This is a genomic window from Stenotrophomonas sp. PS02301 (genome assembly GCF_029959485.1).
In the GTDB taxonomy this organism is placed as follows: Bacteria; Pseudomonadota; Gammaproteobacteria; order Xanthomonadales; family Xanthomonadaceae; genus Stenotrophomonas; species Stenotrophomonas maltophilia_Z.
Window position 1 is genome coordinate 1 of sequence record NZ_JASCOO010000118.1, and the last position, 11,885, is coordinate 11,885.

General features: G+C 63.7%; 13 protein-coding genes. 5 read left to right on the plus strand and 8 right to left on the minus strand.

The genetic code is table 11. The features are described 5' to 3' along the window. Positions 1-57: 57 nt before the first annotated feature. Positions 58-366 (minus strand): hypothetical protein, encoded by a 309-nt coding sequence (locus QMX81_RS18825; protein ID WP_259462167.1) that lies wholly within the window; start codon positions 364-366, stop codon positions 58-60. Positions 367-725: 359 nt separating this feature from the next. On the opposite strand from QMX81_RS18825, the gene QMX81_RS18830 reads away from it, so the two are divergent. Next, the gene (locus tag QMX81_RS18830) at positions 726-2,072 is read left to right on the plus strand and encodes a diguanylate cyclase (protein ID WP_121041613.1); all 1,347 of its coding nucleotides are present in this window, start codon (positions 726-728) and stop codon (positions 2,070-2,072) included. A 70-nt stretch (positions 2,073-2,142) separates the two neighbouring features. Then, positions 2,143-2,604 (plus strand): bacteriohemerythrin, encoded by a 462-nt coding sequence (locus QMX81_RS18835; protein ID WP_121041611.1) that lies wholly within the window; start codon positions 2,143-2,145, stop codon positions 2,602-2,604. Here QMX81_RS18835 and QMX81_RS18840 read toward each other — a convergent pair whose 3' ends face one another. Continuing rightward, positions 2,605-3,882, minus strand: a complete 1,278-nt coding sequence (locus tag QMX81_RS18840) for an MFS transporter (RefSeq protein WP_121041609.1) — start codon at positions 3,880-3,882, stop codon at positions 2,605-2,607. It lies immediately after the preceding gene. Positions 3,883-4,055: 173 nt separating this feature from the next. Between QMX81_RS18840 and QMX81_RS18845 the strand changes: the two genes are divergently transcribed. Next, entirely contained in the window at positions 4,056-4,688 is a 633-nt protein-coding gene (locus QMX81_RS18845) for a hypothetical protein (RefSeq protein ID WP_121041607.1), read from the plus strand. Positions 4,689-4,694: 6 nt separating this feature from the next. Here QMX81_RS18845 and QMX81_RS18850 read toward each other — a convergent pair whose 3' ends face one another. From QMX81_RS18850 to QMX81_RS18875, 6 genes are all read right to left on the minus strand, one after another. After that, positions 4,695-6,197, minus strand: coding sequence for an aldehyde dehydrogenase (locus QMX81_RS18850; RefSeq protein WP_121041605.1), 1,503 nt, complete (start codon positions 6,195-6,197; stop codon positions 4,695-4,697). Positions 6,198-6,785: 588 nt separating this feature from the next. After that, on the minus strand, positions 6,786-7,202 hold the full coding sequence (locus tag QMX81_RS18855; protein ID WP_282263761.1) for a hypothetical protein: 417 nt from the start codon (positions 7,200-7,202) through the stop codon (positions 6,786-6,788). A gap of 32 nt (positions 7,203-7,234) precedes the next feature. After that, the gene (locus tag QMX81_RS18860) at positions 7,235-7,696 is read right to left on the minus strand and encodes a hypothetical protein (protein ID WP_282263763.1); all 462 of its coding nucleotides are present in this window, start codon (positions 7,694-7,696) and stop codon (positions 7,235-7,237) included. Between the two features lie 498 nt (positions 7,697-8,194). Further along, positions 8,195-8,383, minus strand: coding sequence for a hypothetical protein (locus QMX81_RS18865; RefSeq protein ID WP_121041603.1), 189 nt, complete (start codon positions 8,381-8,383; stop codon positions 8,195-8,197). Positions 8,384-8,557: 174 nt separating this feature from the next. After that, the gene (locus QMX81_RS18870; protein ID WP_147433896.1) at positions 8,558-8,758 is read right to left on the minus strand and encodes a hypothetical protein; all 201 of its coding nucleotides are present in this window, start codon (positions 8,756-8,758) and stop codon (positions 8,558-8,560) included. 93 nt (positions 8,759-8,851) lie between these two features. Further along, on the minus strand, positions 8,852-9,349 hold the full coding sequence (locus QMX81_RS18875; RefSeq protein ID WP_282263768.1) for a hypothetical protein: 498 nt from the start codon (positions 9,347-9,349) through the stop codon (positions 8,852-8,854). Between the two features lie 146 nt (positions 9,350-9,495). Between QMX81_RS18875 and QMX81_RS18880 the strand changes: the two genes are divergently transcribed. Both QMX81_RS18880 and QMX81_RS18885 read left to right on the plus strand, forming a co-directional pair. After that, positions 9,496-10,848 carry an aspartate aminotransferase family protein gene (locus QMX81_RS18880; RefSeq protein WP_282263769.1) on the plus strand — a complete coding sequence of 451 codons (1,353 nt, stop codon included), beginning with the start codon at positions 9,496-9,498 and terminating at the stop codon, positions 10,846-10,848. Positions 10,849-10,927: 79 nt separating this feature from the next. Beyond that, a complete protein-coding gene (locus QMX81_RS18885) occupies positions 10,928-11,818 on the plus strand; it encodes a plasmid replication/partition related protein (protein WP_121041595.1) in 891 nt (296 codons plus the stop codon). Positions 11,819-11,885: the final 67 nt, after the last annotated feature.

The window sequence follows — 11,885 nt, forward strand, 5'->3', positions numbered from 1 at the left end:
ACAACGTGCTGTCACCCTGCGGGTGACAGCACGTCACAGCAAACGTGTCAGCTGTCTCTAGTGCTGCTCATCTGCAGCTTCGACAGCCCACACGGCGTCGCCGCCCTGCCCATAGCGTACCAGCGAGAAGTTGGGTCCTCGATATAGTTCAATCCTCGGTGCGCTAGTGGGATGCTGCACGTACTGCGTCGGCAACGACACCCGAGCACGGCCGTCACCGGCGGGCAGTGTCCAGAACACATCATCGGTATTTCCGATAATCAGCTGTACGCGTCCGGCGAGATCATTTACCTGGAAGTACGAGATACCGTCACGCTGGAATCCGTACACGAGCCAGTTCGGATCCTGACTGAGGTTGACAGCCATTGGCTGCGCTTGACCCAGTCCACTTCTCGCCAGAGGAGTTCCGTGTCCGTCCGATTGCGCCATTCCAACCATCGGAACCGACGCGAGAATAACGACACCCACAACACCCACAACACCCACAATCCTTGGAATGCGCACATTTACCTCCTGATTAAAACGTCGAGGGGAACTTCAGCGATAGTAACCGTAAGCGGACGTCCATCGAGCAAACGGGGACCGCCTGAGCCGCCAGCACAGGACGACGAGCCACACGGCAGCCAGGCGGAGGCTGCGACATTGCGCGGCACCCCCTCCCCCTAAAGTTGCATGTGAAACGGCCGCTACCAGTCCCGACCCACTCGGAATCGAGCGTACGCCTCATGCCGGCACTGTTGCAGGGCGCTGTTCTCAGCGACCCCGGTGATGCCCTGCCCCAGCGGATCCTGCTGGTGGAAAACTCGCGCACGTTCACCAGCATGCTGCGCGAGGCGATCGAGCAGCGGTTGGAGCTGCCGGTCTCGGTGGCGACCAGCCTGGCCGAGGCCGGGCGGTTGCTGGATGAGGAACAGGGCTGGTTCCTGGTCCTGACCGGGCTGGTGCTGGCCGATGGCGACCGCGATACCGTGGTGGACTACTTCCTGTCGCGCGGGCTGCCCACGGTGGTGGTCAGCGGCGTGTATGACGAGGATCTGCGCAAGCGCGTGCTGCAGCAGCAGATCATCGATTACGTGCTCAAGAACACTCCGGGCAGCATCGATTATCTGGTGTGGCTGGTGCAGCGGTTGGAGCGCAACCGGCGCATTGCCGCGCTGGTGGTGGACGACTCGATGTCGGCACGGATGTACGCCGCCTCCTTGCTGCGCATGTACGGGCACGACGTCTACGAGGCCGCCGACGGTGCCGAGGGACTCAAGGCGATCGAGGCCCACCCGGCGATCCGGCTGGCCGTGGTCGACCAGGAAATGCCCGGCATGGAGGGGGTGGAATTCACCCGCCGTCTGCGCACGATGCGCTCGCGCGACAAGCTCGCCGTGATCGGGATTTCCGGCAATACCGATCCGTCGCTGATTCCGCGCTTCCTCAAGAACGGCGCCAACGATTTCCTGCGTAAGCCCTTCTCGCGCGAGGAGTTCTTCTGCCGCGTCTCGCAGAACGTGGATCAGCTCGAGCTGATCGGCACGCTACAGGACCTGGCCACCCGCGATTTCCTGACCGGCCTGCCGAATCGTCGCTGCTTCCTGGAGCAGAGTCAGCGCCAGCTGCCGCAGCTGCACCTGGACGGTGAACAGGTCGCGGTGGCGATGATCGACATCGATCACTTCAAGCACATCAACGATACCCATGGCCACGAGGCCGGCGACGATGCGCTGCGCGCGGTGGCCGCAGCGGTGGCCCAGCATGCGCGCGAGGACGATCTGATCGCACGCTTCGGGGGCGAGGAGTTCTGCCTGCTGGTACCGGGCATGGATGAAGTGCAGGCCGTGCAGTACTTCGACGAACTGCGCCAGACCATCGCCGCGCTGGAGGTCGACCTGGGCCACACCACCCTGCGCATGACGGTCAGCATCGGGCTGTGCTGCCTGCGGCCGCAGCGCGATTCCCTGCACCGGCTGATTTCCGAGGCCGACCGGCAGCTGTACCTGGCCAAGGCCGGCGGCCGCAATCGCGTCCACTGCGCTACCGTGGCAACCGGCCCACGCCAGCGCGAGCCTGCCCTGGCGCCTTGATCGAGATCAACGCGGCCCCGGCCGCGACTGCCTAGAGTCGCCCCCAGTTGAACAGCGCGGGGAACGCACCATGGCACTTCTGGTCTGGCAGGACGATCTGAACATCGGTATCGATGTCATCGATCACCAGCACATGCGCATCGTGGAGATGCTCAACCACCTGCACGTCGCCCAGAAGAGCCTGGAGCGGCTGGCCGTGGCCGAGGTCATCGACGAACTGGTGGACTACACGATGTCCCACTTCGCCTTCGAAGAAGAACTGATGGAGGAAGCCGGGTACCCGTTCTGTTCGGCGCACAAGCGTGTGCACGAGATCTTCGGCAAGCGCGTGGGCGAGTACCGGCTGCGTTTCCAGGCCGGTGAGGACATCACCGACGAGCTGCGCACGATGCTGTCGCGCTGGCTGTTCAACCATATCCGTGGCGATGACAAGGCGTACGCGCCGCAGGTCAAACAACACCTCAACCAGTTCGCGCGCGACCACCAGCAGGGTAGTTGGCTGGGCCGCACGCTCAAGCGCTTCTTCCGCTGATCAGCGCCCGCGCCGCCCCATCGCCAGCAAGGCAACGATGGTGACCAGTGCGGTCACGCACAGGTAATAGCCCACCGCGACCAGGCCATAGCGCTCGGCCAGCCAGGTGGCCACATACGGCGCCGGTGCGGCACCGAGAATGCCGGCCAGGTTGAACGACAAGGAGGCGCCGGTATAGCGCACCTGCACCGGGTAGATCTCGGCCAGGAAGGTGCCGCACGGGCCGTAGGTCAGGCCCATCAGGAACAGCCCCAGCGCCAGGAACCCGAGCACCAGCCACGGGCTGCCGGCCTGGAACAGCGGCGCGAACACCACGCCGAAGGCGAGGATCAGGCCGCTGGCCACGATCATCGTGCGGCGCGTGCCCCAGCGGTCGCCATACAAGGCTGAAATGGGAATGCCGGCGGCGAAGAACAGGATGCCGACCATCTGCAGCAGCAGGAACTGCTCGCGCGAGTAGCCCAGCACGGTGGTGCCATGGCCGAGGGTGAACACCGTCATCAGGTAGAACAGCACGAAGGTGGCGAATGCCCCCAGGGTGCCCAGCACCAGCGTCAGCGGATGTTCGCGCAGCACCGTCCACATCGGCAGCTTGACCCGCTCGTTGCGGTCCAGCGCGGCCTGGAATTGCGGGGTCTCGTGGATGTTCAGGCGTACCCACAAGCCGATGCCGACCAGCAGCGAACTGGCCAGGAACGGCACGCGCCACCCCCACTGCAGGAAGTCGGCCTCGCTCATCGCGCGGCCCAGCAGCAGGAAGATGCCGGCCGAAAGCAGGAAGCCCAGCGGTGCGCCCAGCTGCGGGAACATGCCGTACCAGGCGCGCTTGCCGGGCGGCGCATTCTCGGTGGCCAGCAGCACGGCGCCGCCCCACTCCCCACCCAGCCCCAGGCCCTGGCCGAAGCGGCACAGCGCCAACAGGGCCGGCGCCACCAACCCGATGCTGGCATGCGTGGGCAGCAGGCCGATCGCCACGGTGGAGATGCCCATCGTGAGCAGCGCAGCGACCAGCGTCGCCTTGCGCCCGATGCGGTCACCGTAGTGACCGAACACCGCCGAGCCGACCGGCCGCGCGATGAAGGCCACCGCGAAGGTCGCCAGCGACTGCAGCATCGCCGCACCATCGCTGCTCTCCGGGAAAAACAGGTGCGGGAACACCAGCACCGCCGCCGTGGCGTAGATATAGAAATCGAAGAACTCGATGGTGGTGCCGATCAGGCTCGCCAGCAGGATGCGGCGGGGAGAGTTCACGACAGGGGCGACAGCAGGTGTGGACATCGGGTACGCAGAAAAAGGCAGCTGCCGGATTCTGCCACGGCCTTCCGCTGGCTGCCGCAATGGTTGCAGACGAGACTGTCAGCCTGTGACCGCCTCGGCGGCCTGCGCATCGGGCAGGAACTTCCCCGGCACCGCAGGGTCTGACCGCGGTCACCCCACCAGGACGGTCCCGGATGTCAGCCTCACGGAAGAGTACCGCCCCCTCGCGCTGGGCGCAGCCGGCCGCCATCGCGGTGGTGATCGTTGTGCACGGGCTGATGCTGGGCGTGCTGCTGCGTTCACCGCAGCCCGGTGGCGTCGCGGAGGACGCCCGCCTGGCGGTGTACTGGCTGCCGCGGCCGTTGCCTGCGCCGGTTCCCCCACCCTTGGCGACTCCCGCGCCCCCTATGCCGCAGCCCGCCGCCTCGCAGCGTTTGCCTGCGCCACGCGTGGCCACGCCCACCATCGCATCACATGCTGCGGCGGTGGATCCGCAGGCGCCACGCGCCGCACTGGACCTGAGCGTGCCGGGCTCGCTGATGGGCAACGGCATCGATGCCGCCTTGCTGGTTCCGCGCGTGCTGGGCAACCGCGAGGTACACCCGGCATTCCAGCCCAAACCCAAGCGCTTCCGCATGAAGGCCGGGATGACCCCGGAGCAGATCGTGCACGGCATCTTCCAGCTGATCGGCGCGTGGCCCCCGGGCTACACGGTGGACCCGTGCCGCCTGACGCGGCAGCAGATCGACTACCTGCGCAACGCCGTGGATGAAATGGATCGCGACCTGCTGCGCGAGTCGCTGATTCGCCACAGCCAGGACTGCTGAGCGGCGTCAGCCGCCCAGATGAATCCAGGTCGCCTTGAGCTCGGTGTACTTGTCGAAGGCGTGCAGGGATTTGTCGCGGCCGATGCCGGACTGCTTGTAGCCACCGAACGGGGCAGTCATGTCGCCACCATCCCATTGATTGACCCACACACTGCCCGCGCGCAGCCCGCGTGCCACCCGATGTGCGCGGCCCAGATCGCGCGTCCATACGCCAGCAGCCAGCCCATAGATCGAATCATTGGCCATGCGCAGGGCGTCGCCTTCATGATCGAACGTCAGCACCGACAGCACCGGCCCGAAAATTTCCTCGCGGGCGATGGTGTGCTGCGGATCAACCTCATCGAATACCGTCGGCTCCACGTAGCTCCCACCGGGCACCACCTCCAGCCGCTTGCCCCCCAGCAGCAGGCGCGCGCCATCGGCCTCACCACGTGCTACGTAATCCAGCACCCGCCCGGCGTGCGCCTCGTCGACCAGTGCGCCCATCGCGGCGTCCGGCTCGAAGGGATGCTGCGGCTGCATATGCCGGCCATGCGCCAGCACCCGTGCAACGAACGCGTCCTTGATCGAGCGCTGGACCAGCAAACGCGAGCCAGCCGTACACACCTCGCCCTGGTTGTAGAAGATCGCGGTGGCTGCCGCCTGCGCAGCCTTGTCCAGATCGGGCGCGTCGGCGAACACCAGGTTCGGGCTCTTGCCGCCGCACTCCAGCCAGGTGCGCTTGAGATTCGATTGCCCGGCGCATTGCAGCAACCGGCGACCCACGGCGGTAGACCCGGTGAACGCCAGCGCATCCACATCCATGTGCAACGCCAACGGCTCGCCCGTCCGCTCACCATGGCCGGGAAGCACATTGAAGACACCATCGGGCACCCCCGCCTCGGCCACCAGCGCGGCCAGCCGGATCGCGCTCAGCGGCGAGCGCTCGGAGGGCTTGAGCACCACGGAATTGCCCGCCGCCAAGGCTGGCGCGATCTTCCACGTTGCCATCAGTAGCGGGAAGTTCCACGGCACGATCACCGCCACCACGCCCACCGGCTCACGGGTGATCAGGCCCAGCGTATCCAGCGCGGTCGGGGCAACCTCGCCGTACACCTTGTCCACCGCCTCGGCGGTCCAGCGCAGGCAGCGCACGACACCGGCCAGATCGCCCTCGCGCGCATCGCGTACCGGCTTGCCCATATCCAGGGTCTCCAGCAACGCGAGCGCATCGGCGTGCTGTTCGACCAGATCGGCCAGCCGCAGCAGTACCTGCTTGCGATGAGAGGGCGCAGCCCGCGACCAGTCGCCCGCATCGAAACTGCGCCGCGCCGCCGCGACCGCCCGGTCGACGTCCGCCGTATCGGCATCGGCCACCTGCACCAGCACGCGGCCATCGATCGGGCTGATGCAGTCGTAACGTGCGCCGCTGGCCGCGTCGACGTAGCGTCCATCGATGAACGCCTGGCCCTGGAAGGTCAGTGCATCGGCCTGGCGCTGCCAGTCGTCGCGGGTGCGTGCGGTGGTCATCGGCGTCGTCCTCATCCACTCAGTCGGGTAAGGCGGTTATACCCGTAGCCGTCACGGGATGACGTGAGGCGCGTGTGCGTAGCCGGGGCCGCCAGTTGCCGTCCCTACACGGCTCGAATGCAGTCCGCTCCACAACCTTGCCATTGGCCTTCTTCGTCTTCGCGACGACCGTACGTCATGGATAGGCATGCAGCTAGCACACCGCCGTCGGGCGGTGGGAGGCCGCCACAGCATTGTAAAGCGCTGGCTCGTTTACTCGTTGGCAGGACCATTCGTGTCGGTAGCGATCCACACGCTGGATGGTCAAGCACGACTCAGTTCCACACATGGCCGGAGACTGGGAAGCATTCACGCCCGGCGGAACAGCAAGAAACTCGTGAAAACGACAAACCTCTGCGCCATCGATATATTTAGTTATTACTCTGCAATGAACTGCCAAATGCCATCTGCGCCCCATGAAATATTCGCGATATGCACATAGAATCATCGCCAGAGCAACACTCACGCCTAACTTGCCGCACTGCCCATCCCGGCCAAACCGACAACAGACACCCCTGCGCGGCGGGCTTCGTGTCGCTGCAAGGCGCTTTATGGGGGGCCAGTCAACGCACCTCTGCTTTTTGCCTTCTTTTCGACGATGACACGCCGACGCCGCCCAAACTCTGTACCCAGCAAAACCGATACCCCCAAGACCGTCCAATCCAGCAACCAGAGCGGAGACTCAGGATTAGTCCCACCAATTGCGAACAGCAATGCAAAGCCTAACAATTCTTGAAGCGCTACTACACAAAAAGCATGAATGTACGGCGACTGCACCTGCACTCGCGCCAACCTCGCAAATACTGCAAGCACAACGACCGCGTCCAACAAATAGCCAAGCGAATGCCTCAGAAGAAGCTGCGCAGTAAGGTCTTCGCTCCCTCCTGGACTGGCGAACACGGCACTGACAATAACCCGCAGTACTAGAAGAACAATCGCAAACAACATAACTCTAGAAATATTCAAGGCGCTCACCCTATAACGTACTCAAGGCAAAATTATCGCTTGTCACGCAGATTTATAGGCTCGGATGGCTTCACTGGGTCTGAGTTGCCAACTGCTGAGACACCAGGAAAATTGCCAGCGCGAGATCGATCAACTGTGGCCTCAACGGTATCCCCGACAGCTTTCCCGACTACGGCGCCAACCGCTTGCGCAGCACCTTTACCTATTTTCCCGCCCAGAATTCTCTCCGTCACCTGACCCGCTACTTCACCCGTTACAGAGCCAGTTCCCTGCCCCAAAGCATCTTCACCGTTAGCAACTTTAACGGACACTTGAACAGCATCTTTCACTAGCCCCACAGCCGTGAAGTCAACAATTGTCTCGGCCACCTTAAGGTCCGTCGCATGTTGCCTGTCGACTTGCGCTTTGGCCTTGTCGAAGTCCCCATCGTTGTCCCATAGGAAGTGGAACCATCCACAGTCGCTCGTAATCAGAATGCGGATATCCGCCTTCATCCCTCTCCAATCTGAAAGAAATTCTTCGATAACCTGTCATGTGCATTCTCAACGCTTTAGGTCGTCACGAGGTGGTGGCGGTTTGGGTTTATCTGAGAAGTCTGGTCGTTCCAGGTTATACCCGGCGCCATCACGGGATGACGTGAGACGGGTGTGCGTAGCCGGGGGCCGCCAGTTGCCGTGCTCCGTGTTGTGTGGCCCGGCGCAGTATTGGCGGTATCACGCCAATGCAGAGGATTGCACTGGGCGCGTAGTTCCAGTTTTGGCGACCGCTAAAAGCGGAGGGATCACCCTCTCACTTACTCTCTCCTGAGTAATGATGGATTGCGAATCCCACCAAAAATCCAACGAACAGGAGAGCAGCCCCGACAATGGTTTGATAGGAACCAAGAATTATCGGAACTGTCTCAGAGTATGGCTTGTCAGCATCAGCAATCAGGACTGACAAGCCGAATAAGATCAACAAGATTGAAGTGAAGTACTTCCACAGCAGTCTGATCAAGCGCCCCCCCTCTTATCGTTCATCACAATCCATACTCCAAGCAGCAAGAAGAAGGCACCAAACCCAACCGGATCAATTGACAAGTCAATTACCTTGAGAAATCCAGGCTGGCCGCCAACTCCAAAAATCAAACACAACCCGTAAACAATGAACATTACACCAAACAGGCTATTAACCGTCTTCATTGTTGCTACTCACCGCCAATACTCTCAATTCGCTCACCCACGGCCGCCCCGGCCAAACCCGCCGAAGATGCGGGAGGCGCTGGAGAGCCCTTATCAGCCGCTCCTGCTACAAAATCATTCAGCTTGCACATATGTTTAGTTATCACCGGGCTATTCACAAGGCGCGCCGGGCCGTCAGCCACCGCGCCGACCACCGTCGCCCCGTACGGCTCGAACGTAGTCTGCTCGACAAACGTTGCCGTTGGCATCCGTCTTCGTCACCACCATACCCAGCGCATCGGTATGCAGGTAGCGCACCGTCGTCTGAGCGTGGGGAGCCGCCATGGCGAGCGCAATCCCCATCATCGCGAAGGTCTTGAGCAGCTTCTTCAGCATCATCGCTCCAATGCTCACGGGATCACTCACATGGATTACACGGCGGCACACCAGGACCGCCACCCACCTCAGCGATGCAAAGAACTGCCCGGTTCACTCATTGACAGGATCATCGGTATTGGTGGCAATCCACAAGCTGGATGGTCCAGCACGACTCAGCTCAACACCTGGCGGCAGATTGATAAAGACCTCCAACTCTGGCGCGACATCCAGAACCTCACGAACACTCCAAACCTCCGCGCCATCGACATTTTCATCCATCGAACCACAAGAGAATTGCCAACCGCTATCTGCGGGTTCCTCTGGAACCTCGCGATTTGCGCATAGTATCACCGCCCCTGATTTCGCAATATGCTCACGAACGATCGCCGCCATTGCTGGGCCAACTTGACTGAACTTGCTCATTCTATTTTGTCCGATTTCTGTATGTTTTCTTTCCTCGACAGGACCTGCGCGTTTTTTTGGGTCATTTGTTCCACCCGCTGCGCGCGGCGTCTTGTGATCCACCTGCGCTTCATTCCGCGGTGGCGTCACCCCTTTTCTCGATTGTTGTGCAGACTGCAGCAGTTCACCGCTTTTATCTGGATTCAAGCCGGACGAACCACTCCGTCTGTGAATCATTTGCGGAATCGCCGAGAGGCACTTGAACCTGCTGCTCATTTTCCGTCGTCCGACACGACAGATCGGAGCGCCCCTACGCTACAGTCGGACCAACCGCCGCCGTTCTGGAGTCTGCGATGCCCTCCCCGACCCCGCCGCTCAGCGTCCTGGCCACCACGCAGTCGGATAGTCTCCACGCCTACTGGATGCCATTCACCGCCAACCGCCAGTTCAAGGCCGCCCCGCGCCTGCTGGTGCGTGCGGAGGGCATGTATTACCACGACATCGACGACCGCCCGATCCTGGATGGCGCGGCCGGCCTGTGGTGCTGCAACGCCGGCCATGCGCGGCCGCGGATCGTGCAGGCGATCCAGCAGCAGGCGGCCACGCTGGATTTCGCGCCACCGTTCCAGATGGGCTCGCCCTTGCCGTTCGTGCTGGCCCAGCGCCTCGCTGCGCTGGCACCGGCGAGCTTGAACCATGTGTTCTTCACCAACTCCGGCTCCGAAGCAGTCGACACCGCGATGAAGATCGCGCTGGCCTACCACCGCTTGCGCGGCGAGGGCCACCGCACCCGCTTCATCGGCCGCGAAAAGGCCTATCACGGCGTGGGCTTCGGCGGCCTGTCGATCGGCGGCCTGCCCAACAACCGCAAGACGTTCGGGCCGCTGTTGGCCGGCAGCGACTTCCTGCGCCACACGCTCGATCTGGAGCGCAATGCCTTCAGCCCCGGCCTGCCGCGCCACGGCGCCGAACTCGCAGACGACCTGGAGCGTTTGATCGCACTGCACGATGCGTCCACGATCGCGGCGGTGTTCGTCGAGCCGATCGCCGGCTCGGCCGGGGTGATCCTGCCCGCACCGGGCTACCTGCAGCGCCTGCGCGAGATCTGCGACCAGCACGGCATCCTGCTGGTGTTGGATGAGGTGATCACCGGTTTCGGACGGGTCGGCAACGCCTTCGCTGCGCAGCGCTTCGGGGTTACCCCGGACCTGATGACCTTGGCCAAAGGGCTGACCAACGGCGCGGTGCCGATGGGCGCGGTGCTGGCCAGCGATGCGATCCACGACGCGTTCATGCAGGGGCCGCCGGCCGCCATCGAGTTCTTCCACGGCTACACCTATTCCGGCCACCCGCTGGCCTGCGCAGCGGCCCTGGCGGCGCTGGATACCTACGCCGAAGAGCATCTGTTCGAGCGCGCCATCGAGCTGGGCGACTACTGGCAGGAGCGACTGCACAGCCTACGCGGGCTGCCGCATGTGGTGGATATCCGTAATTTTGGGCTCATCGGTGCTGTCGAGCTGATGCCGCGCAAGGACGCCCCCGGCGCGCGTGGCTACGAGGTGTTCGAGCGCTGCTTCCGCGATGGCCAGTTGCTGGTGCGCTGCACCGGCGATGTGATTGCGCTGTCGCCCCCGCTGATACTGGAGCGCAGCCATATCGACCGGATCGTGGACGTACTGGGCGAGATGGTCCGCGCCACCGGCTGAGGCTGAATCCGCCGGCGACGACGGCGACCGCCGCGATCCTTACAATGGTCGGTCACGTTTCGCTCGCGTACCGGATTGCATGGACATTGTCGTCAAAGAAGAACTCAAGGCCTACATCGACCCGCTGACCCCGGACGAGCACGACGCGCTGGAGCGCAGCATCCTCGCAGAGGGCTGCCGCGATGCGCTGGTGCTGTGGGGCGAGGTACTGGTCGATGGCCACAACCGCTACGGCATCTGCCAGAAGCACGGCCTGCCGTTCCAGACGATCCAGAACACCCGCTTCCAGTCGATGGATGACGTCCACCTGTGGATGATCGAACAGCACCTGGGGCGCCGCAGCGTCTCCGATTTCCAGCGTGGCGTGCTGGCGCTGCGCAAGCGCGACATCCTGGCCGAGCGCCACCGCGCCGACCAGGCCCAGCTGCAGAAGGAAAGCGACGGCGAGATCAGCGGGCCGGCCGATGCCGGTGACGAAGACAGCCCGCCGTGGGCCGCCGCGCCGAAGGTCAGCCGCGCCGACATGGCCCGCGAAGCGCGCCTGAGCAGCAGCCAGGTGACGATGATCGAGCGCATCCACAAGCAGGCCGCACCGGAGCTGGTGGAAGCGGTCAAGACCGGTGTGATCTCGATCAGCGCCGCAGCCGCCGTGGCTGATCTGCCCGAAGACGAGCAGCGCGCCGCGGCCGCCGCCGGCAAGGACGAGCTCAAGCAGGCCGCCAAGCGCGTGCGCGAGTCCAAGCGCAAGCCGCGCAAGCCGGTCCAGGAGGTGCTGCACAGTGCCGACGGCGAGGCCGAGGCCGACCCCAGCCGCGCCGCCGAGATCGCCGATGCGCTCAACGCCCTGGGCGAAGGCCCTGCCGAGCTGCGCCAGCGCATCATCGCGCTGACCCTGGAAAACGACACCCTGCGCCAGCAGCTGGCCGCGCTGCGCAAGCAGGTGGCGGACAGCGGGATGGCCGACGCCTGATCCGGTGTAGTGGGGGGCCGCGGGCCCCCCGCCCGCAGGGGTGTTGCGGGGGGGGGGTAATTGCGCC